32 protein-coding genes are annotated in these 26,997 nt (G+C 41.5%); all 32 read right to left on the bottom strand.

All coding sequences use genetic code 11. The features are described from left to right. Window positions 1–14: 14 nt before the first annotated feature. Window positions 15–572 carry a ribosome recycling factor gene (gene frr, locus NSS78_RS08040; protein ID WP_003212469.1) on the bottom strand — a complete coding sequence of 186 codons (558 nt, stop codon included), beginning with the start codon at window positions 570–572 and terminating at the stop codon, window positions 15–17. A 1-nt stretch (window position 573) separates the two neighbouring features. Further along, window positions 574–1,296, bottom strand: coding sequence for a UMP kinase (gene pyrH, locus NSS78_RS08035; RefSeq protein ID WP_003210919.1), 723 nt, complete (start codon window positions 1,294–1,296; stop codon window positions 574–576). Window positions 1,297–1,430: 134 nt separating this feature from the next. Beyond that, window positions 1,431–2,312: a translation elongation factor Ts gene (tsf, locus tag NSS78_RS08030; RefSeq protein WP_003211584.1), complete on the bottom strand. Its 882-nt coding sequence runs from the start codon at window positions 2,310–2,312 to the stop codon at window positions 1,431–1,433. A gap of 91 nt (window positions 2,313–2,403) precedes the next feature. Then, complete coding sequence (gene rpsB, locus NSS78_RS08025; RefSeq protein ID WP_003212093.1) at window positions 2,404–3,138, bottom strand: 30S ribosomal protein S2; 735 nt, start codon at window positions 3,136–3,138, stop codon at window positions 2,404–2,406. A gap of 155 nt (window positions 3,139–3,293) precedes the next feature. Then, window positions 3,294–3,833 carry a Swarming motility protein SwrB gene (locus tag NSS78_RS08020; protein WP_050945035.1) on the bottom strand — a complete coding sequence of 180 codons (540 nt, stop codon included), beginning with the start codon at window positions 3,831–3,833 and terminating at the stop codon, window positions 3,294–3,296. A 21-nt stretch (window positions 3,834–3,854) separates the two neighbouring features. Next, complete coding sequence (locus NSS78_RS08015; protein WP_012009976.1) at window positions 3,855–4,622, bottom strand: FliA/WhiG family RNA polymerase sigma factor; 768 nt, start codon at window positions 4,620–4,622, stop codon at window positions 3,855–3,857. 24 nt (window positions 4,623–4,646) lie between these two features. Beyond that, window positions 4,647–5,147 carry a chemotaxis protein CheD gene (locus tag NSS78_RS08010; RefSeq protein WP_003212153.1) on the bottom strand — a complete coding sequence of 167 codons (501 nt, stop codon included), beginning with the start codon at window positions 5,145–5,147 and terminating at the stop codon, window positions 4,647–4,649. Continuing rightward, window positions 5,147–5,773: a chemotaxis protein CheC gene (locus NSS78_RS08005; protein WP_003211405.1), complete on the bottom strand. Its 627-nt coding sequence runs from the start codon at window positions 5,771–5,773 to the stop codon at window positions 5,147–5,149. Before NSS78_RS08005 ends, NSS78_RS08010 begins: the two co-directional genes overlap by 1 nt. A gap of 12 nt (window positions 5,774–5,785) precedes the next feature. Further along, window positions 5,786–6,247 (bottom strand): chemotaxis protein CheW, encoded by a 462-nt coding sequence (locus tag NSS78_RS08000; protein ID WP_003211606.1) that lies wholly within the window; start codon window positions 6,245–6,247, stop codon window positions 5,786–5,788. Window positions 6,248–6,271: 24 nt separating this feature from the next. After that, on the bottom strand, window positions 6,272–8,302 hold the full coding sequence (locus tag NSS78_RS07995) for a chemotaxis protein CheA (protein ID WP_212045863.1): 2,031 nt from the start codon (window positions 8,300–8,302) through the stop codon (window positions 6,272–6,274). 5 nt (window positions 8,303–8,307) lie between these two features. Further along, window positions 8,308–9,381: a chemotaxis response regulator protein-glutamate methylesterase gene (locus NSS78_RS07990; protein WP_003210900.1), complete on the bottom strand. Its 1,074-nt coding sequence runs from the start codon at window positions 9,379–9,381 to the stop codon at window positions 8,308–8,310. Continuing rightward, window positions 9,378–10,283: a MinD/ParA family protein gene (locus NSS78_RS07985; RefSeq protein WP_106028951.1), complete on the bottom strand. Its 906-nt coding sequence runs from the start codon at window positions 10,281–10,283 to the stop codon at window positions 9,378–9,380. Before NSS78_RS07985 ends, NSS78_RS07990 begins: the two co-directional genes overlap by 4 nt. After that, entirely contained in the window at window positions 10,280–11,395 is a 1,116-nt protein-coding gene (flhF, locus tag NSS78_RS07980) for a flagellar biosynthesis protein FlhF (protein WP_106032949.1), read from the bottom strand. Before flhF ends, NSS78_RS07985 begins: the two co-directional genes overlap by 4 nt. Further along, window positions 11,395–13,428, bottom strand: a complete 2,034-nt coding sequence (flhA, locus tag NSS78_RS07975) for a flagellar biosynthesis protein FlhA (protein WP_003212241.1) — start codon at window positions 13,426–13,428, stop codon at window positions 11,395–11,397. The genes flhF and flhA overlap by 1 nt, the downstream gene beginning before the upstream one ends. 29 nt (window positions 13,429–13,457) lie before the next feature. Continuing rightward, the gene (gene flhB / locus NSS78_RS07970) at window positions 13,458–14,546 is read right to left on the bottom strand and encodes a flagellar biosynthesis protein FlhB (protein WP_309216701.1); all 1,089 of its coding nucleotides are present in this window, start codon (window positions 14,544–14,546) and stop codon (window positions 13,458–13,460) included. Beyond that, window positions 14,543–15,322 carry a flagellar biosynthetic protein FliR gene (gene fliR, locus NSS78_RS07965; RefSeq protein WP_012009967.1) on the bottom strand — a complete coding sequence of 260 codons (780 nt, stop codon included), beginning with the start codon at window positions 15,320–15,322 and terminating at the stop codon, window positions 14,543–14,545. Before fliR ends, flhB begins: the two co-directional genes overlap by 4 nt. Window positions 15,323–15,328: 6 nt before the next feature. Next, complete coding sequence (gene fliQ, locus NSS78_RS07960; RefSeq protein ID WP_003211206.1) at window positions 15,329–15,598, bottom strand: flagellar biosynthesis protein FliQ; 270 nt, start codon at window positions 15,596–15,598, stop codon at window positions 15,329–15,331. Between the two features lie 16 nt (window positions 15,599–15,614). Continuing rightward, window positions 15,615–16,280 (bottom strand): flagellar type III secretion system pore protein FliP, encoded by a 666-nt coding sequence (gene fliP / locus NSS78_RS07955; RefSeq protein WP_003211147.1) that lies wholly within the window; start codon window positions 16,278–16,280, stop codon window positions 15,615–15,617. Continuing rightward, complete coding sequence (gene fliZ, locus NSS78_RS07950) at window positions 16,273–16,893, bottom strand: flagella biosynthesis regulatory protein FliZ (protein WP_342468377.1); 621 nt, start codon at window positions 16,891–16,893, stop codon at window positions 16,273–16,275. The genes fliP and fliZ overlap by 8 nt, the downstream gene beginning before the upstream one ends. A gap of 57 nt (window positions 16,894–16,950) precedes the next feature. After that, a complete protein-coding gene (locus tag NSS78_RS07945) occupies window positions 16,951–17,313 on the bottom strand; it encodes a response regulator (protein WP_003212360.1) in 363 nt (120 codons plus the stop codon). A 27-nt stretch (window positions 17,314–17,340) separates the two neighbouring features. Then, on the bottom strand, window positions 17,341–18,465 hold the full coding sequence (fliY, locus tag NSS78_RS07940; protein WP_342468328.1) for a flagellar motor switch phosphatase FliY: 1,125 nt from the start codon (window positions 18,463–18,465) through the stop codon (window positions 17,341–17,343). Continuing rightward, window positions 18,455–19,453: a flagellar motor switch protein FliM gene (fliM, locus tag NSS78_RS07935; protein ID WP_003212239.1), complete on the bottom strand. Its 999-nt coding sequence runs from the start codon at window positions 19,451–19,453 to the stop codon at window positions 18,455–18,457. Before fliM ends, fliY begins: the two co-directional genes overlap by 11 nt. Window positions 19,454–19,485: 32 nt before the next feature. Further along, window positions 19,486–19,914 (bottom strand): flagellar basal body-associated protein FliL, encoded by a 429-nt coding sequence (gene fliL / locus NSS78_RS07930; RefSeq protein WP_003212424.1) that lies wholly within the window; start codon window positions 19,912–19,914, stop codon window positions 19,486–19,488. Continuing rightward, window positions 19,911–20,126: a flagellar FlbD family protein gene (locus tag NSS78_RS07925; protein WP_034620035.1), complete on the bottom strand. Its 216-nt coding sequence runs from the start codon at window positions 20,124–20,126 to the stop codon at window positions 19,911–19,913. The genes fliL and NSS78_RS07925 overlap by 4 nt, the downstream gene beginning before the upstream one ends. Window positions 20,127–20,163: 37 nt before the next feature. After that, window positions 20,164–20,955 carry a flagellar basal body rod protein FlgG gene (flgG, locus tag NSS78_RS07920; RefSeq protein ID WP_003211619.1) on the bottom strand — a complete coding sequence of 264 codons (792 nt, stop codon included), beginning with the start codon at window positions 20,953–20,955 and terminating at the stop codon, window positions 20,164–20,166. A gap of 17 nt (window positions 20,956–20,972) precedes the next feature. Continuing rightward, the gene (gene flgD / locus NSS78_RS07915; RefSeq protein WP_050945047.1) at window positions 20,973–21,419 is read right to left on the bottom strand and encodes a flagellar hook assembly protein FlgD; all 447 of its coding nucleotides are present in this window, start codon (window positions 21,417–21,419) and stop codon (window positions 20,973–20,975) included. Beyond that, the gene (locus NSS78_RS07910; RefSeq protein ID WP_003210821.1) at window positions 21,419–22,741 is read right to left on the bottom strand and encodes a flagellar hook-length control protein FliK; all 1,323 of its coding nucleotides are present in this window, start codon (window positions 22,739–22,741) and stop codon (window positions 21,419–21,421) included. Before NSS78_RS07910 ends, flgD begins: the two co-directional genes overlap by 1 nt. Beyond that, a complete protein-coding gene (locus NSS78_RS07905) occupies window positions 22,742–23,440 on the bottom strand; it encodes a MotE family protein (RefSeq protein WP_050945049.1) in 699 nt (232 codons plus the stop codon). Between the two features lie 12 nt (window positions 23,441–23,452). Beyond that, window positions 23,453–23,896 carry a flagellar export protein FliJ gene (gene fliJ / locus NSS78_RS07900; protein ID WP_034620036.1) on the bottom strand — a complete coding sequence of 148 codons (444 nt, stop codon included), beginning with the start codon at window positions 23,894–23,896 and terminating at the stop codon, window positions 23,453–23,455. An 8-nt stretch (window positions 23,897–23,904) separates the two neighbouring features. Further along, window positions 23,905–25,221, bottom strand: coding sequence for a flagellar protein export ATPase FliI (fliI, locus tag NSS78_RS07895; RefSeq protein ID WP_106065280.1), 1,317 nt, complete (start codon window positions 25,219–25,221; stop codon window positions 23,905–23,907). Beyond that, the gene (gene fliH, locus NSS78_RS07890; RefSeq protein ID WP_003212485.1) at window positions 25,218–25,982 is read right to left on the bottom strand and encodes a flagellar assembly protein FliH; all 765 of its coding nucleotides are present in this window, start codon (window positions 25,980–25,982) and stop codon (window positions 25,218–25,220) included. Before fliH ends, fliI begins: the two co-directional genes overlap by 4 nt. After that, complete coding sequence (fliG, locus tag NSS78_RS07885; RefSeq protein WP_003210883.1) at window positions 25,975–26,991, bottom strand: flagellar motor switch protein FliG; 1,017 nt, start codon at window positions 26,989–26,991, stop codon at window positions 25,975–25,977. Before fliG ends, fliH begins: the two co-directional genes overlap by 8 nt. Between the last annotated feature and the right edge of the window lie 6 nt (window positions 26,992–26,997).

The raw sequence follows: 26,997 nt of genomic DNA, 5'->3' as shown, positions 1-26,997 counted from the left end.
TACATAGTTTTTTCTTAAACTTCCATGATTTCTTTTTCTTTATCTTTCGTCACGTCATCAATTTTAGCGACATATTCATCTGTCAATTTTTGAACATCCTCTGTTGATGATCTTAATTCATCTTCAGTGATCTCACCATTTTTCTCGAGCTTTTTCAACTCATCGTTTGCATCACGACGAACATTACGAACAGCTACTTTTGCTTCTTCTGAATATTTTCTTACCACTTTCACAAGCTCTTTACGTCTTTCTTCTGTTAGTGCAGGAATCGCAATACGGATCACATTTCCGTCACTTGTTGGCGTGATGCCAAGATCAGACTTTTGGATCGATTTTTCGATATCACCGATAGCTGTTTTATCATAAGGTGTGATAATCAGCATACGTGCTTCTGGCACTGTGATTGACGCGATTTGGTTAAGTGGTGTTTGTGCACCGTAATAATCAACCGTCACTTTATCAAGCAATGAAGCATTTGCTCTGCCCGCACGAACAGTTGCAAGTTCACGTCCGTATGCTTGAACGGCTTTTTCCATTTTTTCTTTCGTTTGGTTCAATACTTCTTTTGACACGTTATTTCCCCCTCACAATCGTTCCAATTGATTCGCCATTTACGGCACGTTTAATATTTCCTTCTTCCATAATAGAGAATACGATTAATGGAATGTCATTGTCCATACATAATGAGGACGCAGTAGAATCCATTACTGCAAGCCCTTCTTTTAGCACATCAAGATATGAAAGCTTGTCATATTTTACTGCATCCGCATCTGTACGAGGATCAGCACTGTAGACACCGTCTACATTATTTTTCGCCATTAAAATGACATCTGCTTCAATTTCTGCTGCACGAAGTGCTGCCGTTGTATCTGTAGAGAAATAAGGGTTACCAGTACCTGCAGCAAAAATTACGACACGTTTCTTCTCAAGATGACGGATCGCTTTTCTTCTTATGTATGGTTCTGCAACCTGTCTCATTTCGATAGAGGTTTGTACCCTAGACTGAATGCCAAGCGTTTCTAGGCTGTCTTGTAGCGCGAGTGAATTCATCACTGTTGCCAGCATGCCCATGTAGTCTGCTGTTGCACGGTCCATTCCTAAGTCACTACCTGTCTTACCGCGCCAAAGGTTTCCTCCGCCTACAACAACTGCAACCTCAACATCTAGCTCTGCAATTTCTTTTACTTGCTTTGCAATTGAATGAATGACAGTTGGGTTAATTCCATTTCCAGCATCACCTGCTAGTGCTTCGCCACTTAGCTTCAGTACAATGCGATTATATTTCGGTTTGCTCATGATAACCTCCAAGTGTAAACTATACCGTCTCTTATTATGCGTAAGAAACTGCCTTTTGTAAATCAATATCCTCTAAAAAATAGGGAACACAGTGCTTGTGCTCCCTAAAAAAGCCCCAGAGAGCTTTTCAAACATTATTTTTTCACTTGGCTCATAACTTCTTCAGCAAAGTTGTCTTGACGCTTCTCGATGCCTTCGCCCACTTCATAGCGGACATAAGTTTGAACGCTTGCGTTTTTCGCAGCTACTACTTGTTTCACTTTTTCATCTGGGTTTTTAACGAAAGCTTGGTCAAGTAAGCAAATTTCTTCGAAGAATTTGTTTAGACGGCCTTCTACCATTTTAGCTACGATGTTTTCAGGTTTTCCTTCTTGAAGCGCTTGCTGCGTTAATACTTCGCGCTCACGGTTTGCTTCTTCTTCTGACACTTGGTCACGAGAAATGTATTTAGGGTTTACAGCAGCAACGTGCATTGCGATGTCTCTTGCAAGCTCTTCGTCAGTTGTTCCGTTAAGAACAGCTAACACACCGATGCGTCCGCCCATGTGTAAGTAAGAACCGAATGCTGCGTTATCTTCTTTCGTGATAACAGAGAAACGACGTAGAGTGATTTTCTCTCCGATTTTCGCAATCGCAGATGTGATATGCTCTTCAACTGTTGAACCGTTTTCCATTTTAGAAGCATGAGCTTCTTCAATTGTTGCAGGTTTAGCAGCAAGCAAATGATCAGCAAGTTCGTTAAGAAGTGATTGGAACCCTTCGTTTTTCGAAACGAAATCAGTCTCAGAGTTCACTTCTAGGATCACGCCTGTGTTGCCGTCAGTTTTGATAAGAGTTAATCCTTCTGCAGCAATACGGTCTGCTTTTTTCGCAGCTTTTGCAATTCCTTTTTCTCTTAGAAGATCGATTGCTTTGTCGATGTCACCATCAGTTTCTGTTAACGCTTTTTTACAGTCCATCATACCTGCACCAGTTTTTTGACGCAGTTCTTTAACTAATTGAGCAGTAATAGCCATTTTACATTTCCTCCTTCTATGTTAAAACACGGATTACTAGGTGAAAAAAAGGTGATAAAAGGCATTTCCCTCTTATCACCTTTTGAATAGGTTACGCAGTTGTTGTTTCAGTTTCTGTCGTTTCTTCTACAACAGCTTCTTCTTCGCCTTGTTTAGACTCAAGAATCGCATCTGCCATTTTAGCAGTTAGAAGTTTTACAGCACGGATTGCATCATCGTTTGCAGGGATCACAACATCAATTTCGTCTGGATCACAGTTTGTGTCAACGATACCGATGATTGGGATATTCAATTTACGAGCTTCTGCAACTGCAATACGCTCTTTACGAGGGTCGATAATGAAAAGTGCATCCGGAAGACCTTTCATGTCTTTGATTCCGCCTAGGAATTTTTCAAGACGTTCTAATTCTTTTTTCAGTTGAACGACTTCTTTCTTAGGAAGAACATCGAATGTACCGTTTTCTTGCATTTTTTCAATATCTTTTAAACGTTTGATACGTTTTTGGATTGTTTCAAAGTTTGTTAAAGTTCCACCAAGCCAGCGTTGGTTCACATAGAACATACCAGAACGGATTGCTTCTTCTTTCACTGAATCTTGTGCTTGCTTTTTCGTACCAACGAAAAGGATTTTTCCTCCGTCAGCAGCAAGGTTTTTCGTGAAGTTGTAAGCTTCCTCTACTTTTTTCACCGTTTTTTGAAGATCGATGATGTAGATACCGTTACGCTCTGTAAAGATGTAACGCTTCATTTTTGGGTTCCAGCGGCGCGTTTGGTGACCGAAGTGAACACCAGCTTCTAGCAATTGTTTCATAGAAATAACTGACATGTTGTTGCCTCCTAATATAATGGTTTTTTTTCCTCCGCTCAAGTCATGTTCACATAAAACTGCGCCACGGCAGCACCTTCATATGAATCATTAAGCGTGTGTATTTAACACCAAGAAATAATATAACACATGATGGACTGACAATCAAGAATCCTTTACAGCTTTCCGCTAAATTTTAATAAAAGCTCGATTTCTGTCTTGCCCGTTTTCAGTTCTTTCGCTATTTCTTCTAGCGAATGCCCTTGGTCATATAAGGTCTTCACTTGGTCCTCGAATGTTTCTTCTACTTCACTTTCAGAAGACGCAAAAGCGTCTGATTCAAGATGTGGAACGGGTTCGTTTACCTTCTCTTCCTGCACTTCGACTTCGCTAAGGAGAGCCGACAAGTGCTCTGGTACTGGATCTTCACTTTCTACCGATTGCTGGGATTCAATTGGTGTTTGTGGCTGCTTTGGTGTCTGAAAATCTGTTTTCAGCTCTTCAGCAGAAAAATCAGGGGAAGCGGCTGCCACTTTTGATAGTTTGTCATTCTCTTCTTTGACTTCCATCAAAAATGCAGCCAGGGTATTTTCCGTTTCTTCTAGAAGTTCTCGCTGCTTTTGTTCAGTTGCCTTCAGCGAATTCATTCTCGTATATAAAATGATCACAAAATAAATAAGTGCAGCATGAAGCATGAAGCTAATCAGCCATAACATATTTTTTCACTCACTAACTCTTTAAGATTGAATGGCTTTATCAAGCAGATGCTTAAGCTTGAACAATGCCTTTGAATGAATTTGCGAAATGCGTGAGGTCGATAAATTGAGCACGTGACCGATTTCCGTTAACGTCAGTTCCTCTTTATAGAAAAGACTGATCACGAGCTTTTCTTTTTCAGATAGCTCGGTCATTTTTTCAGCAAGCTGTTCTATTAATTCATCTTTCAGCATCTTCTCTTCAGGTGTCACAGTTTTCTCGTCGCGAATCATGACTTGGACGTTTTCACCGTCTTCTTGATCATGCAGCTTCTCGTCGATTGAAAGCAGATTTGCAAAGAAACCTTCATTCATTGTTGTGACAACATCCTGTTCACTCATGCCAAGTTCCTCTGCCACTTCTGTTGGCGTCACATTTCGTAAATAGCGTTGTTCAAGCTTTTCAATAGCCGCTTCTACTTTTTTTGTTTTTTCTCTTGATGTACGAGGCAGCCAGTCCTCTTTACGAAGACCGTCGATGATGGCCCCGCGGATTCTGAAGGATGCATATGTATCAAACTTCAGATCTCTTCCGGGGTCGAATTTTTCAAGGGCATCATATAAACCGAGCATCCCTAGACTGATCAAGTCTTCTTTATGCACTGACTTCGGGAGACCGATGGAAATTCTTCCAACATGATATGTGACGAGCGGCATATAGCGGCGCATAAGATCATCTCCAGCAGCTGGGTCCTTCCACTCTTTCCATCTAGCCCATAGCGCCTGATCTTCGTAATTTAAGGATTGCATCTTTCTCCCCCTATACTTCCTTAGTTATATCTTCATAATGCCTTGCTTCACAGTGCGGATCTCAAGCTCTGTCGTAAGCGGGTCAAATTCAATCGTACGACCATTGTTCCCGCCCGTATCCTCACTAATGATCGGGATGCGATAAAGAGACAGATGTTCTTTAACAGCTGATACGTTTCTAGGTCCAATTCTCATCAGATCATTGGTTGACTTAAACTTAAACATTTCTGCGCCACCAGCAAGTTTTGCCTTTAGCGCATGTTTGCGCGCTCCTTCTTTAAGGAGCAGATCAATTGTATGCTTGACACCTGTATCTGCATATTTAGCCAAGTTCTCCACTGCCCCTTTTGCAAGGGATGAGTCTGGAAGCATGACATGGACAAGACCTGCCAGTTTTTTTTCTTGATCAAACAGAACAAGCCCTACACAAGAACCAAGTCCGGATGTCCGAATGCGGTCCGGTGTTTTCACAAGCTGAACATCCGCTATACCAACCTTTACAACTGCCGGAATCTGAACGTTCATTAAAGGTTACCTAATGCTTTGAATAGTTTTTCAAACGATTCAAAGTCTGGTAATAGAAACATATTTCCTTTCAGCTCTTGCTTATTTTGATCATCAAAAATTGATGTATCAATCACAATTGCCTGATCACCTAGAGGACTGAATTGCATTAACCCTTCGCTAATGACAGCCCCGAACATATCGAGCGTAACATCTGGAACACTTGGGTGAAGCTGCAATTTTGTTAAATCGGCAAGGGCTGATAAATAAGAGCCTGCTAAAATATTTCCCAGCTCGTGTAGTGCTGACGTCCCCATCACATGCTCGTGAATGGTATCAATATCAAATGCTGGATCTCGTACAAGCTCTCTTACAAATTGCTCAGCTTGCTCAAAGGGCATAATGAAAAAGATAGAGCCAGATAAATCTCCTTCCATTCGCAGGAAAATGCTTGCAACTGGGAGGTCTGCACCGCCAAAGAAATCCATTAATTCTTCAAACGAGAGAACCTTGACAAACGGAACAGCCATATCTATTTTGCGATCCAAAAGGCTGGCAAGAGCAGACGCGGCGTGGCCTGCTCCAATATTCCCTACCTCTCTTAATACATCCAGCTGTTCATCTTTTATTTCATTGAAAATGCTCATTTCACATCCTCCTTAATGAACAGGTGCATCTTGAACGCTCTTGTCGAGGACAGCACCAGGGTGAATGATATTAAATAGACGCTGATCATGCTTAATGATACCTGTTACCCATGATTGTCCTTCTTTTTCAGCTGACTCAGGAGAAGATTCTACTTCTTCTTGATGGACTGTAATGACATCATTCGCTTCATCAACAATCCAGCCGACTTCAATGTCACCAACTTGTACAATAATCATTCTTGTTTCATCTGTAATTTCGTTGTCACTTGATCCAAGTCTCACTCTAAGATCGATGACAGGCGTCACGACACCGCGCAGATTAATAACACCGCATATATAAGGGGCAACGCCAGGGACTCTTGTCGGCTGCTGCCATTTTTCAATGGACTTTACTTCTGATACTGAAATGGCGTATTCTTTTTTGTTTACGATAAACACAATCATCTTTTCGCCAGTTTTGATATCTGTACTCATTTCAGACCGCTCCTCTATTGTTTTTTACTTGATCAGTGCATTACAGTCAACGATGAGTGCAACTTGACCGTCGCCTAGGATTGTTGCGCCTGAGATCGCAAACACGTTTGGCAGGTAATCTCCTAGTGATTTCAATACAACCTCTTGCTGACCAATAAATGAATCGACCACAAATGCTGTCAGCTTATCTCCTTTACGAACAACGATGATGTGCAGTTCTTCCTCTAATTCATTCGCATTTGGTACGTGGAATTGTTTCTTCAAGTACACGACCGGTACGATAAATCCGCGGAAATCAATTACTTCGCGATCATGCGTTTGAAGGATGTCGCTTTTCTTAATGACAGCCGTTTCAATAATAGAAGAAATCGGAATCGCAAATGTTTCCTCTTCCAGTTTTACAAGAAGTACAGAAATAATCGATAATGTAAGCGGAAGCTGGATCGAGAATAGTGAGCCCTGTCCTTCTGTTGAGTTGATGCTTACAGATCCGCCTAGTGATTCCAGCTTGTTTTTCACGACGTCAAGACCTACACCGCGGCCTGAGATGTCAGATATCTCATCAGCTGTAGAGAATCCTGCTGCAAAGATCAATGAATCAATTTGATGATCTTCAATGGTTTCCGCTTCTCTTTCTGTAATAACCCCGCGCTCTAATGCTTTTTCAAGCACTTTCTTACGGTTAATTCCGCCGCCATCATCTTCTACTTCAATGAAGACGTGGTTTCCGCTATGATACGCCTTTAATAGAACGGTTCCTTTTTCTGGCTTGCCTTTTTTCACACGTTCTTCTGGCGATTCAATTCCGTGATCTAGACTGTTTCTAAGTAAGTGTAGGAGCGGATCTCCAATCTCGTCGATGACTGTTCGATCAAGCTCAGTATCAGCACCTTCAATGATCAGTTCAATTTTTTTATTGAGCTCTTTCGTCAATTGACGGATCATACGTGGGAACCTGTTAAACACCGTTTCTACAGGAACCATTCTCATGTTCAGGATGATCGATTGCAGATCGCCTGAAATACGTGTCATTCTTTCGACCGTATCAGTGAGTTCGTTATTTTCAAGCTCTTTGGCAATCTGTTCTAAACGGCCTCTGTCAATCACCAGTTCTTCAAATAGATTCATAAGAGAGTCTAGACGATCGATGTTGACACGAATCGTTTTTGTTCCTCCTGCAGCTGAACCGTTATTGCCATTTGCTTTTGGTGCATCGTTTGCTGGTGCTTTCGCAGCAGGCACGGAGACTTCTTCTTTTTTCTGTTCAGGTTTTGCTTCTTGTTTTTCAGCTGGAGTCGCTTCTTCAAATGCAGAAACTTCCGAGATCTCAACTTGTTCAACTTCTGAGATCGTCATCACGATTTTTTTCACTTCGTCCATCGGTTGTTTAGATAAATAAGAAATACTGAATTCAGATTCGAAATCTTCTGATTCTAAAAGTTCTGCATTTGGAACTGTTTTGACGACCTCGCCTGCTTCGTTCAGTCTTTCAAAGATCATATAGACACGAACGGCTTTTAATAGGCATGCGTCACTTAATGTTACATTGAGTTCATAGCATTTAAAGCCTTGTTCCCTCGCTTCATCAAGCACTGTTCGTTCAAATTCGTTATAGTCTAAGTCATTAGCAGCAGCCGCTGATACAGCCGCTGTTTCAACACTAGGAGCTGCCTCAGCATGGCTTCCTGTCACATCTAGCTTTTTACTAATCTCTGTGACATCGCGTTTCCCATCTCCGCCTTCTGCAATTGATTGAACCATTGCTTCAAGGTGATCAAGTGCTTCAAACATTGTGTCCATTGACTCAGGTGTGACAATCATTTGTTCATTTCGAATGGCATCAAACATGTTTTCTAAATGATGTGTTAGCTGAGCCATATCAGCGTAGCCCATCGTTGCACTCATGCCTTTCAATGTGTGAGCCGCTCTGAATATATCATTCACTAGCTGCAAGTCGGTTGGGTTCTTTTCTAAATCAAGAAGTTTTTCATTACAAGTTTGTAAGTGTTCTCTGCTTTCATCTAAAAAGATATCTAAGTATTGGTTTACATCCAACGTGTTCACGCCCTCTCTTTTTTCATGGAGCTTATAATTGCATGTGCGATGTCATCCACATGCCTTGTTTCATGTGCAAGGCCTGCTTTAATGACTGATTTAGGCATTCCGAAAACAACACATGATTCTTCTTTTTCTGCAATGACTTTTGTATGACCGCTTGCGACCATTTTTTTGACACCTTCTGTGCCGTCACTACCCATGCCTGTCATAATGACAGCAATTTTCTCGTAACCCTTTATATGACTGATGGATTCAAATAAATAGTTAACAGAAGGTTTGTGCCGGCTTTCCGTGTCCTCTGGAGAAAGCCTGATGACTAAGGATGCCCCTTGTTCATGAAGTGACATATTCATTCCACCAGGCGCTATGTAAGCCACTCCATTTTTAGCGATGTCTCCATCTTGTGCTTCTTTAATCGAAATTTGAGATAAATGGTCTAACCTAGTAGCAAGTGATGCTGTAAATCCTGCCGGCATATGCTGCACAATCAAAATAGGTGCTTCTATGTCCTTGGGCAGCTTCGTGACAACTCGTTGAAGTGCCCTTGGCCCTCCCGTTGATGTTCCAATAGAAATAATCTTTCGGAGTGAGCCACTTTTTACGGCTTGCGGGCGAGGTGTAGCCACTGGAATTGGCGGCTTCATCACCGGCTTTGGAGAAACCTGTACTTCAGTGCGTTTCCTTGACAGCCCTGCCGCAAGCACCCGCTCTACAATTTGGCCTCTTACTTTGTGTAAATCGAGCGAAATACTTCCTGAAGGCTTTGTCACAAAGTCAAAAGCACCAAGTTCTAAGCAATGGATGGTTAAATCTTTCCCTTGCTTTGTCTGGCTTGACACCATAATCACGGCAAGGTCGTGTTCAGCCAGAATTTGTTTTAATGCTTCTGTTCCATTTAAAACAGGCATTTCCACATCTAATGTGACGACATCTGGATTCAGTTCCTTGATCCGTTTTAAGGCATCTTCCCCATTTCGCGCCGTTCCGACGACTTCTATTTCTTGCTCGGCACTTAGGAAATCACTAATGAGCTTTCGCATAAAGGCCGAGTCATCTACTACAAGCACTCTAATCATGAGTCCACCTTCCTCCTTTTAAAAAAAGAGGACAACTTATCTATAAACGTATGCTGCTCTCTCTGTGCCTCTCTTATCTGCTGTTGATAAAGTGTTTCTGCCAGCATCTTGATCGTTTTACTCAGCCGTGAATGAGGCTGCTTCATATAAAATGGAATTTGTTCAGCCACCGCTTTTGGAACCGCAGGATCATCCGGCACAGCACCAGCAAATACTAGTTTTCTGTGTAAAAATGATGTGACCACTCCTGCTAATTTCCGGTAGGTTTCTGACCCTTCTGACGGGGTTTTACACCGGTTGACAATGATTTGCACAGATTGTTCGAACTGATGAATCGCTAAGTGTTTAATTGCGCTGTAGGCATCCATGATTGATGTTGGTTCTGGCGTTGTCACAACCACAACTTCTCCTGCTGATAAAACAAAAGGCAGTTGATCTTTAGACAAGCCAGCCCCCATATCAAAGAAGATACAATCAAAGTCGTGCATCATTCTTTCCATTTCCTCTAGAAAGAACGACCATTGATCTTTATCTAAAGAAAACAGCTGTTCAAGTCCGCTTCCACCAGAAATGTAATAAAGGTTGTTCGTTCCTTGGGTCATAGCTGCTTGGAAGGATTTCTTCCTGACAAGAACATCTAATATAGAGCTAGTCGAAGTTTTTCCTAGTAAAATATCAATATTGCCCATACCAAAATCAAGGTCGATGACTAACACTCGCTTCCCTGCATTTGCGATAGACAGTGCCATATTCAGCGTCAAATTCGATTTTCCAACCCCACCTTTACCGCTCATGACAGCAATGGTTTTTGCCTGTCCGCTTATACCAAGAGGAGCTGGTGCGATCGTTTGATTCTGCTGAACGAGCTTTCTTAAACCTTCTGCTTGGTCGGGCTTCATCATTGTAAGACCATCCTTGTTAATTCAAGAGGAGAGCCCTCAAGAATATCCTCAGGAACATTTTGACCATTTGTTAAAAAGCCAAGTCCAATTTGAGAGTCTGCAATGATTTGAAAGATGGTTCCCATCGTGTCTGTTTCATCTACCTTTGTAAAAATGAATTGATCGATTGGAACGTGTTCAAAGCGTTTAACCATGGCTTTCATGTCCTGATACTTCGAGGTCGCACTCATCACTAGGAAACTTTGAATGCTTTCATTAAATGGAATGATGTCTGTCAGCTCTTTGATATACGCTTCTTCTTTAAAGTTACGACCCGCTGTGTCTACGAAAATATGATCATACTCTTTAAACGTCTCTTGAGCTTTTACAAAATCCTCTCTCGAATAACAAACCTCAAGCGGTGCATTGAGCAGTTCCGCATATGTTTTCAGTTGTTCGATCGCTGCAATTCGGTACGTATCTGTTGTAATAAAAGCGATTTTCTTTTGCTTCTGAATGGCCGTTTTGGCAGCGAGCTTTGCAATCGTTGTTGTTTTACCAGCTCCAGTTGAACCAAACAGCACAATGTATTTTGAACGAATCATCGGCTCATCAGAGGTGTGAGCCGGCAGCATATCTGTCAGCTGTTGTTCAAGTTCTTTTTGAATTTGATCTTCCTTGACAGCACCCTTCGTTAAAAGACCTTTGAGGCATTCGTCTCGAATGACATCATCAAGACCTTGATCCTTCAGTTTTTGATCGATTGCCATGAGAGGATCAGGCAGAATACCAGCATGCCGCTCATTCCTCGCATATTCTAAAGGCTGAGCTTGAGAAGGTACTGGTTTCACTGCCTCAGGAGCAAGAGACGGCTCTTCAGGCCGGTGTTGAATCTGCTCCTTTTTCGGAAATACTGGAAGAGGAGGCGCAGGGTGTCCACCTTTACCCGCTCTTTCTTCAAAATCTTGATCCAGCACTGCAATCACTTCAACCATTTGCTGTTTCTTTAAACCGAACAGCTTTCGTTTCACAACGGTTTTGGAATTTAAAATGACGGCATCCTTTCCAAGCTGCTGCCTAATTTGAATCGTTGCCTCCTGCATTGAATTCGCTGTGATTTTTTTCATTTTCATTAGATATCCACCACTCCGATGCTCTGTACTTCCACATTTGCTTCTAGTTCGTTATAAGATAGTACCGGTAAATCCGGGAAATATCTTTCTAACAGCTGCTTGACGTACATTCTTATAGGAGGTGAGCACAATAGAACCGGCGTTTCCTGACGAAGCGAAAGCTGTTCAATTTCTCTCGCCACTGATTGAATCACACTTTCAGAGGATTCTGGATCTAACGATAAGTAGTTGCCATGCTCTGTCTGCTGTACGCTGTCAGCAATCACCTTTTCCACTCGGCCTGAGCATGTCACGACTTTGAGCGATTCATTTTCTCTCGCATATTGTGCAGTAATCTGTCTTGCCAGCGCCTGTCTGACATACTCTGTTAACAAATCTGTATCCGTCGTTAATTTTCCGTAGTCTGCAAGCGTCTCAAAAATGGTGACAAGATTTCGAATAGAAACCTTTTCTTTCAGCAGTTTTGCCAACACTTTTTGAATATCACCAACTGCTAGTGGGTTTGGCGTCACCTCATCCACTAAGACAGGATAACTTTCTTTTAGATGATCGATTAATTGCTTCGTTTCTTGGCGCCCGAGCAGTTCGTGTGTGTTTTGTCTAATTTTCTCTGTGATGTGAGTAGACACAACCGATGCAGGATCTACAACCGTATAGCCAAGCATCTCAGCCTGATCTTTTTCTGCTTCTGAGATCCATTTAGCCGGAAGACCAAAGGATGGCTCAATTGTTTCAATCCCTTCAATCGGATCATCATCAGGCGTTGGAGACATCGCTAAGTAATGATCAAGCAGCAGCTCTCCTTTTGCTACTTCGTTCCCTTTAATTTTCAACCGGTATTCATTTGGGTTCAGTGCAATATTGTCCCGGATCCGTACGACTGGAATGACAAGACCAAGTTCGAGGGCAAGCTGCCTTCGGATCATCACAATTCGGTCTAACAGGTCACCGCCCTGATTTGCATCAGCGAGCGGGATGAGGCCGTAGCCAAATTCAAATTCAATGGCATCCATTTGCAGGAGATGAATAACGCTTTCTGGACTTTTCATCTCTTCTACCTCTGCCTGTTCCTCCAGTACCTCTTCAATTTCTTCTTGGTCTTGTTTGTTTTTCGACATCATGTATGCGCCAAGTGCAATTAAACCTGCGATCGGTCCTGTCAAAAGTATGCCGATTGGTGTAAACAGCCCAAGAAGGAAGATCGTGCCTGCTGTGACATAAAGCATAGCTGGGAATGCAAAGAGCTGACCTGTAATGTCTGATCCAAGGTTTCCGTTAGAAGCTGCTCTCGTAACAACAATCCCTGTCGCCGTTGAAATGAGGAGTGCCGGAATTTGAGAAACAATTCCGTCCCCTACTGTTAACAGGGTAAAGTGGGAAGCTGATTCTTGAATCGACATGCCTTGCTGAAGCATCCCAATAATAATTCCAAATATAATATTGATGATAACGATGATAATACCAGCGATGGCGTCCCCTTTAACGAACTTACTGGCACCGTCCATCGCTCCATAAAAGTCTGCTTCCCTCGCTACTTTTTCACGGCGGTTTCTTGCTTCACTTTCTGTCAGCATCCCTGCATTTAAATCAGCGTCAATACTCATTTGTTTACCTGGCATCGCATCAAGTGTAAATCTTGCCGCAACCTCTGATACACGCTCAGCCCCTTTAGTAATAACAATAAACTGAATGATGATCAGAATAAGGAAAACAACGAGACCAACGATGATATTTCCTCCAACAACAAATGAACCAAACGTTTCTACAACCTTTCCAGCATCTCCTGTTGAAAGAATAGAACGTGTTGTAGAGATGTTAAGCCCTAAACGAAACAGTGTTAAGAGCAAAAGCAATGATGGAAAAATTGAAAATTCCAGTGGTTCTTGCATGTTCATAGTGGTGAGAAGCACGATAAGCGCAAGAGAAATATTAATAATGATTAAAATACTTAATAGCATTGGCGGAAACGGTATGACCAGCATCGCCACAATTAAAATAACACTGAATATAACAGATAAATCTCTTGCTGACATGCCTGTTCTCTCCTTTTAAAACCAAAAATTCATAAAATCTTTTGTTTCGTTTTATAGACGTAAGCTAAAATTTCTGCGATCGCCTTAAAGTATTCCTCTGGGACCGCTTGGTCGATGTCGACCTGATCATATAGTGCCCGAGCGAGCGGCCGGTTTTCTATGGTCATGATATCGTGCTCTTTCGCAATCGTTCTAATTTTCAAAGCTAAAATATCTGTTCCCTTTGCCACAACAAAGGGCGCGTCCATCTTTTCTTCGTCATATTTCAAAGCAATTGCATAGTGGGTTGGGTTTGTAATGATGACGTCCGCTTTTGGGACTTCCTGCATCATCCGTCTCATGGCCATTTCCCGCTGGCGCTGTTTAATCTTAGATTTTATGAGCGGGTCACCCTCTGATTTTTTATACTCATCTTTGATGTCTTGTTTGGACATCCGTAAGTTTTTTTCATAATCAAATTTCTGATACATATAATCAAGCCCTGCTAAGATCATGAGAGCACCTGCTGCATATAGCCCCATAATCAAGGTCATATTTGCGACGAAATGAAGGGTTTCCTCTGCTGTTAATAAAGGAAGCCTCAGGATTTCGTCAAAGTGCATCCAAAGTGCAATAAATGTCGCAAAACCAATTAAACCAATTTTCAAAATGGATTTTAATAGCTCTACGAGGGCTCGAATACTGTATATCCGTTTAAACCCTTTAATAGGATCTAGCTTTTCTAATTTCGGTTTGATGATTTCTGTTGAAAAGAGAAATCCAACTTGTAAATAGTTACTGATAACGCCTGCCAGCATACCAACACCAAGGATTGGCATGAGAAGGAGCCCTGTTTCCTGAAGCAATTCCACAAATAGTTGATGAATATTAGATGTGCTAACCTTCATTAGCATGGTTGTTGAATAAAAACGTTCAATGAGCGCAATAATACGCTCTTTCATAAAAGGCCCAATAAAAAAGAATGATAAAAAGATTAATAGAAATGAGATGGCTGTATTGACGTCGGTACTTTTGGCAACCTGACCTTTTTTACGTGAATCTTGTCTTTTTTTCGGCGTTGCTTTTTCTGTTTTTTCACCTGCGAAAAATTGCAAGTCTAGTCTAAGTCTTGTCATCATGACGAACCACCGACCAATGCTAAGAAATTCCTCATGGTGAGTACAATCGTATCAAATGTATTTTGGACAACCCCGAAGATGACGCCCATACAGATGATGATCATAATAAAACTCACACCCATTTTAATAGGAAGTCCGACAACAAAAACGTTCATCTGCGGAACTGTTCGTGCCACAATGCCCAGTGCCAAATCGACCAAAAACAAGCTGGCAACGACCGGTGCTGAGATTTGAAAGGCAATGATGAACATTTGGTTGAAGCTCTTTGCAATAAAATAAGCAAAGGATTCACTACCGAAATTCAGTGCGTACTGATCAACTGCAATATATTGAAAGCTGTAATAGATTCCATCAAGCAGCAGGTGGTGTGCATTGGTTGCCAGCATCAATAGCAATGTGACCGTATAAAAAAACTGCCCCATCAGCGGCGTTTGCGCCCCTGTTTGCGGATCAATCACATTGGCGATCGCAAAGCCCATTTGAAAATCAATAAATGAGCCGGCAATTTGAACAGCGGACACCATGATATATGCAATCAAACCAAGCAGAAGTCCGACCATTGCTTCTTTCACCGCAAGCATCATATAAAGACCGTCTATGTCGAGTGCTGGCGGTTCCTTAATCGTGCTAAAACTAATCACGGCTAAAAACAGAGAGAATCCAACTCTGTGTACAGCTGGGATCGTTCTATGCGCTAAAAGCGGTACTGTCACAAAAAAAGCGGTGATCCGAATAAAAACTAATAGAAAAGCAGGGAATAATTCTATGATTGACATCGCTCGTTAACCTGCAAATCGATCTAAATTCGAGAACAGCTCTGTCGTAAAGGACACAATGGTTGACAGCATCCATGGACCAAACACAACAAGCCCGATAAGAACTGCAACAATTTTAGGAATGAACGCAAGCGTCTGTTCTTGAATTTGGGTTGTCGCCTGAAACACACTGACAATCAGTCCCACAATAAGAGCGAGCGCTAGAAGCGGCCCACTGACAAGCAATACCACATACACTGATCTTTCAGCCATCGTAATGACAAATTCTGAACTCATGTTTTAAGCACCTACTCTAAAAGCTTTGCAGCAAAGATTTAACAATCAAATACCATCCATCGACTAAAACAAATAACAATATTTTAAAAGGGAGCGATATCATAACCGGCGGAAGCATCATCATCCCCATTGACATCAGAACACTTGCGACCACCATGTCAATAATTAAAAAGGGAATAAAGATCATGAAACCAATTTGAAATGCCGTCTTTAATTCTGAAATCGCAAAAGCGGGTACCATCGCCGTTAACGGAATATCTTTTATCGATTCAGGTGTATCGATTTTTGCGTAACTAAGAAATAAAGCCAAATCCTTCTGTCTCGTATGTTTACTCATAAATTCTTTAATGGGCACTTCGGCTTTTTCATATGCCTGATTGAGCGTAATGTCATCATTTAAAAGCGGCGTGAGTGCCTCTTTATTAATCTCTGAGAACGTAGGTGCCATGATAAAAAATGTGAGAAACAATGCAAGCCCTACAAGCACTTGGTTTGGCGGCATTGAGTTGGTTGCAAGTGACGTTCTAACGAATGAAAGTACAATCACAATTCGTGTAAAACACGTCATTAAAATGAGAATGCCTGGTGCAACCGAAAATACGGTTAAAAGTAAAAGAAGACGGACAGACGTGCTAATATTCCCTGCACCGCTGGAATTAAATAAATCGATAAACTCATTCATTTTGTTTCGGGCCTTTCTTTCTGACTTCTGATTGGGTCTTTTTCAATTCGGCTAGCTGCGCCTTCAAATTGGCTGAAAAAGAAGAAGTGGTTGGCTGATCCTGTTTCTTTATCTGAGATGTGAATTTTTGAACGATTTTTGGTAAATCAGTTTTGCTTTCCATCGCTTCTTCATATTGTTTCACGATCGCTTCACATTCTTGTTCATCATCAATTTCTTTTAGCAGCTGGATTGAGTCCGCTACTCCGACAACTAATACTCGTTTACCCACTTTGATAAGCTGGACTGAACGGTTTTGGCCAACCGTCGTTCCGCCAATATTTTCAACATAGCGAAATGGTTTAAGTAAGCGGTTTTGCTTACCAACAAATCTCACCAATCCATAAATAAGCAGGATGACAAAAAGTAAGGCACCAATCATTTTGACAAAATCCATAATGGAGACAGAAGAAGAGGGAACTTCTTCTGCCGGATTCGTTTGATTGTCAGTGGTTGTCTTTTCTGTATCCTTTTTGCTGCTCTTCTCTTCTTTGATCCAGTCATTCACTGTGCTATTTTCAGGATCTTTCGTTTCAGCAAACAGTGAGGCAGGCTGTATCGTTAAGAAAAGCATAAAACTGATCATTGCTATACATATCAAACGTTTTTTCAACAAGTCTTACACCCTTTTTTAGCCTAACGTTTTATTAATTGCTTCAAGTACACGGTCTGCCTGGAACGGCTTCACGATAAAGTCTTTTGCGCCTGCTTGGATCGCGTCAATAACCATTGACTGCTGCCCCATTGCAGAACACATGATGATTTTTGCAGAAGCATCGATTTGTTTAATTTCTTTTAATGCTGTGATCCCGTCCATTTCTGGCATTGTGATATCCATTGTGACAAGATCAGGAGATGTTTCTTTAAATTTTTCAACTGCTTGAGCGCCGTTTTCTGCTTCTCCTACTACATCAAATCCGTTTTTTACAAGAATATCCTTTATCATCATTCTCATGAATGCTGCATCATCTACGATTAATACCTTAGTAGCCATTTACTTATTCTCTCCCTGTATGTTTGTTTATTTTAAATTAGAAAGTCTTTCTGACTGACTTAAAATATCAGTCACACGAACACCAAAGTTCTCATCAATGACAACGACTTCCCCTTTGGCGACGATTCGTTTGTTCACTAGAATGTCTACTGGCTCACCAGCAAGTTTGTCCAGTTCAATGATACTTCCTGCTGAAAGCTCAAGGACTTCTTTGACACTTCGCTGAGTTCTTCCAAGTTCCACCGTAATGGAAAGCGGAATGTCCATCAGCATATCAAGATTTCCAAGCTGGCTTGTTGTATGCTGAGGCTCACTGAACGCTTCAAATTCAACTGGTGCCACATTTACAGGTGCTGCCGCCTTTGGCTTCGCCTGTCTTTTCGGCGGAGCAGCTTGCTGCGCTGGGGCAGACTGCGTTTGCGTTGCTGCCGGCTGAGGTTCAGGTGCACTCACTTGAGCTTCTTGAACCAGCTCTTCTTCTTGCGCAGGATCTGTTAATTCTGCGATTAAATCCTTCGCAAATGTAATAGGATAAAGCTGCATAATATTTGAATCAATGAGCTCTCCTATTTTTAATCTGAAGGACACTTTGACAAGCATTTCTTCAGCTGGGATCCGGTCTGTTCCTTCTCCTTCTTTCACATCAAGTAATTCGACGCGAGGCGGAGAAATATCAATCTTTTTATTAAAGACCGTCGACATGGATGTCGCAGCAGAACCCATCATTTGGTTCATCGCTTCTTGCACTGCACTTAAGTGAATCTCGCTTAAAGAAGGGTCAGCATTTGTCCCGTCTCCGCCCATCATTAAGTCCGCAATGACTGCTGCATCTGTTTGCTGGACGACAAGCAGGTTACTTGCGCTGAAGCCTTCCGTATAATTCACTTCAATCGCGACATACGGATGAGGAAATTCCTCATTCAGCATACTTTTTTGAATCACTGTCACAGTTGGAGTGGTAATCTCCACTTTTTGATTTAATAGGGTTGAAAGTGCTGTAGCAGAACTGCCGAATGAAATATTTCCGATTTCTCCAATGGCATCTTGCTCCATTGCAGAAAGGATTGTTTCAGGCTCTATATCGTCATTGCTGCCTCCTTTAAGGAGCGCATCAATTTCGTCTTGTGATAATTTACTTCCGTTATTCTCCATCTTCTTCACCTCTTATGTCGTGATCTAGAATTTGAATCGCCTGTTTCCGATTCACGCGGCCGGCCTGTCCCAAGAATTTCGGTTTATTTCCGACCATAACAGTAAGAGGCGCATTTACTGGTTTGTCCAAGGCAATACAATCACCAATTTCCAAATTCAAAAACTCTTCCACCGTCATTTCCGATTCCCCTAGCTCTGCGACTACCGGTATCTTTGCCGTCATAATCCGTTTTTCAATAGCCTTTGTTTCTTGTTGTTTTGGTTCATTTCGTTCAGACTGCATCCAGTAGTGTACAGACAGCTTTGGAATAATAGGCTCTAATACAACATGGGGAATACATAGGTTAATAACCCCGCTTACCTCACCAATTTGTGTATTAAGAGAAATGACGACAACTGTTTCGTTTGGTGACACCATTTGAACAAACTGGGGATTTACCTCGAAATCTGCCATTTCAGGCTCGATGTCGGTTATGGACTGCCACGCTTCTCTGTAATTTTCCAAAGCTCCCTCAAACATGTTTGAGATAATCTTTGTTTCGATTTCTGTAAGTGATTCCGTCTTATTATGACTAATGCCTATCCCGCCCATCAGCCTGTCCATCATGGCATAGCCGATTGTTGGGTTCACTTCAAGCATGATTCTTCCTTCAAGCGGGCTGACATAAAATAAGTTTAATAATGTCATATTAGGAATCGAACGAATAAATTCTTCGTATGGTACTTGGTCAACCGAGCTGACAGTAATTTGAATATATGATCTTAGCTGAGCTGAAAAGTGTGTGGTGAGCAGTCTAGCGAAGTTATCGTGAATCCTTGTTAAACTTCGAATCTGGTCTTTCGAAAAGCGAAGTGCACGTTTAAAATCATACACCTTTACTTTTTTCGTCGTTTCTTCTTTTTTCAGCTCTTCTGCATCCATTTCGCCTGTAGATATGGCGGATAATAATGCATCGATCTCATTCTGGGAAAGCACTTCTCCTGACATTTCTTCACCTCCATCGTGTCAATTAATCGCCTCTATTGCAGATTAAAGGAGGTTATATATACTTCTTTCACCTTGCCATCTTGCAAATAGTTATTCACTTTGTTTTTAACTAGTGTTTTAAAATGTTCTCTGCCTTTTTTGCCATCAAGTTCATCTGCATTCGTGTCTGATAAAATGTCAATTACGGCGTCTTTCACTTGAAAACTTCTTTTCTCGAGCTCTTCTTTTGCTTTTTCAGAGTCTGTTTCAATATTCAATACAAGTTTGACCGCATTTCCTTCAGACTTTAAATTGGTGATAATCTCAGGAATTTCAACAGAAGCTTTTACGACTTCATCTGCTGTTGGCTCTTTTTCAGCTTTTGCTTCTTCTGAACCATTCAGCAGAAAAATGATGCCTGCTCCTATTCCGCCGATGGCAATAATCATGATTAGCATTACTACGACTAATTTCTTCTTCATTCAAATTCCTCTATTCCTTGATTCAATGAAATGACTTGGATTTTTCTGTAGAAAGAAATGATTTTCTCTTGAAGCTGCTCTTCATTTTCTTTCACAACGAATTTCTTTCCATTGGCTAATGTAATGGTCGTGTCTGGAAAGCTTTCGATTTGCTCGATATGGAGAGCGTTCAGCATAAATCCTTTGCCATTCAATCTTGTCACTTCAATCATATTAAGCAGAGAAGCGATCATCCGCTCCCCCTACCTCCTATCGTTTCAGATTCACAAGCTCTTGCAGGATTTCATCAGATGTTGTGATCGTCTTTGCATTCGATTGGAATCCACGCTGCGCGATAATCATTTCGGTAAACTCGTCTGTTAAATCAACATTTGACATTTCAAGTCGACCTGTTTGAATGATGCCCGTTCCTTGTTCACCAGGAACGATAGGATTACTTGGTGCACCTGAGCTTAACGTTTGGCGGTATAGGTTCTCACCAACTTTGTCTAATCCTGCTGCGTTACTGAAAGATACGAGTGAAACCTGTCCAACATTTCTAGATACGTTGTTTTCAACAACAGATATTGTTCCATCTGGACCAACACTTACACTTGAAATGCCATCTGGAATCGTTATCTTTTGTCCATTCATTCCAAGCACGTAATTTCCGTCAGAAGTGGTTAAACTTCCCTCTGAATCCCGAGTAAAGTTCCCTGCTCTGGTATAAAGAACTTCTCCTTGTTTTTCAATACGGAAAAATCCATCTCCATTGATGTAGAAATCATAATCTCTATCCGTATTTTGAGAAGCTCCTGCTGACATGATTTTATCAATAGAAGATAAAGATGATCCTAAACCAACTTGTTTTGAGTTGATTGAACCAGAGTTGTTCGTCGGTCCACCAGAACTTGAAATGGTTTGGCTGACCATATCTTTAAAAGTGATACGGCTTTTTTTGTATCCGTGTGTATTGACGTTGGCTACGTTATTGGCTACAACATCTAATTTTGTTTGGAAGTTTTTCATTCCACTAATTCCTGAGTAAAGTGAGCGTAACATTTATTTTCCTCCTCGAATTACTTCGTTTTTTCTCCAACTGCTGTAACATCCCAAGGGCTGATTTTCGTTCCATCTTCTAAATATAGGAAGTATTCATTGTTTATGTTTTTAACAGATTTCACAGTGCCTGATATCTCTTTATCATCCAATTTGCCCGATACTTCTTTACCGATCCACCCTACATACGTCGTAAACGGATCTTGGTGTGCAACAAATGTAGACATGAGCTGATTCAGCTTGGTGATAGAATCGTTCATATTGGTTTGCTGTTCTAAAGATGAAAATGTTGCAAGCTGTGTGACAAACTCACGGTCATCTAGTGGGTTTGTCGGATCTTGGTTTTGAAGCTGCGTGAGCAAAATTTTCAAGAATTGATCTTTGCCAAGCGTATCTGTTTTCTTTTCTGCTTTTGAAGAAGTGTCTGTTTGTGCGGCTATTCTATTTGTAGCATCAACTGTTGCCATTAGATCTCCTCCTCTTCTTCATCTGACCCAACAAGAGCATCCAGTACATCTTGGAATTCTGCTTCCTGTTCATCAGGCTTTTGGAAATTCTGCCCTTTTGACTGTTGCTGCTTGTTTTCTTCGTTAAATTGTCCAAATAACGGCTGCTCATTTGATTGAAGCGGTATATGGAAACGGTCCACTTGAACCGACATATTCGGAAGCGCCTGCTTGAGCTGCGGAAGGTGATGCTCTAGCAGTTCTTTTGCTGCCTGTGTCGAAGCTGTAATTTTACTCGCATACATACCATTTTGCTTCGTCAGCTGAATCGTGATAAATCCGAGATTTTCTGGATTTAACCGAACTGTAAAGCGCCCACTTGAGTTGCCAAATGGCGTGAATTTCATTTGCTTCCACGTATTTAGAATTTGCTGATCAACCGTTCCCGGCTTTTCATCAGTTGTTTGTGTCTGCTGAACAGGAGCTGCTGATTGCAGTTGAAAAAACTGCTTATGACCTGGCAACAGCGTATGAGTGATTGTTTTTTCAGAAGCAGGTGCAGCAGTGCTTTGTCCTTTGACAACTTCCTTTTTGATGAGCCATTCAAGAGAGTTAGCCCCTTTTGCAGGAGTAGCAAGAGTAGATTCTTGTCTTGGAGAGACCAATTCTTTTAACTCTCCTAAAGCAATCTTCAACTCTTTGTCTGACCCTTTTGCATTTGCCATCATATGGTCGATTAACTGATTAAAGTGTTTCAGCTCACTTTGAGACATCGAATTCAGCTTTGGTGCTGAACCCTGCGAGAAAAACTGCTCTTTTACTTGCTGAATCAGTTTCTCATCTACTCCATTTTTTGAAAGAAAGTGAATGAAGTCTTGACCCTTTGCTTCAATATCTTGCACTAGCTTTGCATCAAAGCTGAGCGGCTGTTGATTGAGTAGTTGATATATGAAAAAGTGGACTTGTATGAGCTGCTCACTATGTTCAGAAGCTGACTTATCCGTTTGATCACCGTAAATGGATGATTCCATTTTTTGAAATAGCTCTTCTAGTGACTTGAGATCAGACGAATCAAGCGTTTGACCTTGAAGTGTTTGAAGCGCGCTAAGAAGGTCTCCGTTGATGCCTTCTTCAGGCGATTGCATCCATTTTTCAATGATTTGCATCGCATCATTGATGGAAAGAGTGGCACCCGCTGTTTCAGCATTCACAAGGCCGCTTTGTGCGCCTGCCCCGCTAAGTAATTGTTTAAACAACCCGCTTGCAGATGCCGCGCCGCTCCCCTTTGGTCCCGAGAGACCTTGAGACGATTGCTGTAAGGCTCCAATATCCAATAGCTTCACTTATTGCCCACCCCCATTTTCACTTTCTTTTTTAGAAAGCTCTTTCGTAAACGTAGCTGCCTTCTGAGGTGTTAGTTTTGCTAATATGTCTGTTAGTTTATTTTTGCTCAGCTCTTCAAGAATCTTCAATGCCTCTTTATCACTTAATTCTGATAAAATTTTGGCGGATTTCCCTGCGTCCATGCTTTCATAGATACTGGCAATCTTCCCTTTCGGTTTCTGGTTAGAGGCTGCTGCCCCATCAGAAGTTGTCCCTGATGCATTATTACCTGATGTATCGCTTGATGAGCTGCTATTTGATGAACTGTCATCCGCTGACTTATCATTCGCATCATTTTCAGATGTTTTTTCAAGTGAACTGATTTTTTGATTCAGTCTTTTAATCTCTTCATCACTTGTTTTTAAGTCTTTTTGTGCAATTTCAAGTTCATTCTTTTGCTCTTTAATGGTCTTTTTCAGTTCCTTCAATTCTGCATCGCTTTGATTATTATGTGAAGATGACGTTTTTGAGGTGTCATCTGAACCAACCAAACTACTGACGCCCGGAATGTTTTGGAGCGGTTTCTTTAGATCAAAACCTGCCATATAAAGGATTGTGCCAGTCACTAACACAAGCACAATCAATGGGATGATGACAATAAACAAGATCCATTGAAATTTACCGCCGCTTGATTCTTTCGTTTTTTCCTTCTTAGGCATTCATCTCGACTCCTAATGTCCTTGAAACATGAATTGGCTGATAGAGATATCATCCATTTCTTTCATTTCAATGGCCTTATGTTCAAGGGAAAACTTTTCGTACTGCTTTTCTTTCATTTTTTCAAACTTTTTAAACTCGATGTTTTTTTCAGTTAAATCAGATTGTTTTTCATTCATTTGATGGCGTTTCATGATCACAAGCTGCTGATAATGCTGAATGGTGTTATCTAAATTGGTCACAAATTGCTGATAATGACGCATTTCTTGAACACTCATACCACTTCTCAGCTTTTCTTCTTTGCTTTTTTCCATTAATTCTTTTTTACTCATATTTTCATAGAGCTTTTCAGCGACTTGCTCAAATGCCGAAACGGATTGTTGGTACGCTGCGAGTGACTTGTCTTTTTCACTTTCTTTCAGTTCTAAGAGCTTTTGAAATTTGTATTGATATCTCACTGTTTTTGTCAATCCTCTCTATTCATCAAACCGAGCAATACATTCACACTGTCTTCAATAGATACAGCCTCTTCTACATCCTGCTTCAAAAATGAAATCAGATGAGGATAAGCCTGCATGGCATCATCAATGTCTTTCGAGGAGCCTTTTTTATATGCTCCAATGTTAATGAGGTCCTCAGCGTTTTGATAAGTGGATAAAAGCTGACGGAACCGGTTGGCCGCCTCCTTGTGATCATGACTTGCGATATTGCTCATAACACGGCTGATACTTTTCAGAATATTGACAGCAGGAAATTGTCCTTTGTTGGCTAAAGCACGATCAAGTACAATGTGGCCATCTAAGATTCCCCTGACTGTATCAGCGATTGGCTCATTCATATCGTCACCATCAACAAGCACTGTGTAAAACGCTGTGATAGAACCAAGCTGATTTGTTCCAGTTCGTTCAAGTAATTTTGGCAGTATAGCGAACACCGAAGGCGTATATCCTTTTGTCGTTGGCGGTTCACCAGTTGCAAGACCGATTTCCCTTTGTGCCATAGCGACCCGTGTAACAGAGTCCATCATGAACATGACGTTTTTGCCTCTGTCTCTAAAATATTCTGCAATAGCTGTTGCTGTATAAGCAGCCTTCATTCTCGTCAGTGCAGGCTGGTCAGAAGTTGCGACGACAACAATCGATCGCTTTAGTCCCTCGGTACCTAAATCCTTTTCAATAAACTCACGAACTTCCCGGCCACGCTCTCCAACAAGGGCAATGACATTGAGGTCTGCTTCTGTCTGCTTAGCAATCATCCCCATTAAGGTACTTTTTCCAACACCACTTCCGGCAAAAATACCGATCCGCTGACCAGTGCCGACTGTAAGCAGACTGTCAATCACTCTGACACCAACGCCCATTTTTTCACGAATAGGTGGCCTGTCCATCGGGTTTGGAGGTGACTGATCTGTCGAAACAGGTGCAAGTCCCTTTGGAAGCATACTGCCGTCCAGCGGTTCACCGAAGGCATCAACAACTTCGCCAATTAACCCAGTCCCAACTTTGACCTTCAGCGACTCACCTGTCGCTTCAACTAGACTTCCTGGTGAAATATTGGATGCTTCTACATAAGGCATGAGCAGAATATTTTCATCTCTAAACCCTACGACCTCTGCTTTTATTGGATCGTGCTTACGCCCCTTTTTATGAATGAGACACACGTCTCCGATAGAACTTTCCGGCCCCTTAGATTCAATCATCAGTCCAACAACTCGATTGACTTTACCAAATCGTTTATAAGGATCTGCGGTTTCAATCGTTTCTTTTAACACATCGATGTTCATTTGTGATCACCTGAATCAATGACTTCTAGTAGCTTTTCTTTCAACTGATTCATTTGTGTATCAACACTCGCTTCCACTTTTCCAAAGCTTGTTTCTACGTAACAAGTCCCTTTTGGCGCTTTTTCATCCGAGTAAATGGCAAGGTGTGTATCCTTTTGAAGGATTCTGATTAATTCGTCTTTATACTCCATCACATGATCGTAATGTTCAGGGTCAACATAGATGGAAATATCGTCATATTCTTTCACTTCAGAAATGACCTGCTTCACGAGAGCCAAAAATTGATCTTTCGTGTCCTCAGCCGAGTACCAAACACGTTTGGCGAGTTCAAAAGCCAGTTCCACAATTTTTTCTGCGGAGCTTTCAATTTTTTCTTCGTAATCCTGCTTGGCAAGACTGACAATGTCATTTGCTTGATCAAGAATTGATCGGTACTGACTCATCGCATCTGCTTCACCCTTTTGGAAGCCATCTTGATAACCTGCTTGTTTCGCTTCTTCAATAAGCTGCATTCTTTCTTCTTCAAAATCAGCGCGGCGCTGATTGATTTCAGCCATTGTTTTTTCAAGCTCACTATTTGCTTGTTCTACTATACGGCTTGCTTGATCTTCAGCATCACTTAGTACAAGCTGCGACACTTCTGTTTCATTGACAAGCTCTTCTTCATGATGTTCTTTTTTGAACTCCACTTGCTGCAAAGGAATCGTTTGCCGGCCTTGCTCAGGAATAACAGATGTTTCATGTTTGATAATCCTAGACAATGATATCGTCTCCTCCGCCTCGAGCTATGACGATTTCTCCAGCTTCCTCGAGTCGTCTTACGATGCTGACAATACGGGTTTGTGCTTCCTCGACATCTCTAAGCCGGACAGGTCCCATAAACTCCATTTCTTCTTTGAACGTTTCGACCATTCTCTGTGACATGTTGCGGAAGACAATTTCTTTGACCTCTTCGCTTGCCACTTTGAGTGCAAGCAATAAGTCATCATTTTCAACATCTCTGATCACGCGCTGAATCGCTCTGCTGTCAAGAGTGACAATATCCTCAAAGACAAACATACGTTTCTTAATTTCATCAGCAAGCTCAGGATCTTGAATTTCAAGAGTGTCTAAAATGGTCTTCTCGGTCGCACGGTCTACACCATTTAGTACTTCTACAACCGCTTCGACTCCGCCCGTTTGCGTATAGTCTTGCGTAAAGGTTGAAGAAAGTTTTTGTTCAAGAATGCGTTCCACTTCATTGATGATCTCTGGAGATGTGCGATCCATTAAAGCAATACGTCTCGCAACCTCTGTTTGTACTTCCTCACCTAATTCAGATAAAATCTGCCCTGCTTGAACTGGATCTAAGTAGGAAAGGATGAGCGCAATGGTTTGTGGATGCTCATGCTGGATAAAGTTTAAGATTTGTTCTGGGTCAGCCTTTCGAGCAAAATCAAACGGTTTCACTTGAAGTGAGGATGTTAATCGGTTTAAGATACTATCCGCTTTGTCCTCACCAAGCGCTTTTTCAAGCACTTGTCTTGCGTACATAAGACCGCCTTGTGATATGTAGTCCTGCGCGATGGCGATGCTGTGAAATTCTTCAATGATTTCATCTTTTTTAGCAGTATCTACACTTCGCACATTGGAAATTTCCAATGTTAATTTTTCTATTTCGTCTTCAGACAGATGTTTGTATACAGATGCTGACACCTCTAGCCCTAAGGAAATCATTAGGATTGCTGCTTTTTGTCTGCCTGTTAGTCGATTTGAATCTTTTCTCGACATGTGTAT

Source organism: Bacillus sp. FSL W8-0920 (assembly GCF_038593215.1).
Classification (GTDB): domain Bacteria; phylum Bacillota; class Bacilli; order Bacillales; family Bacillaceae; genus Bacillus; species Bacillus pumilus.
Note: the sequence above shows the minus strand (reverse complement) of the source record. Positions and strands in the feature narration are given on the sequence as shown.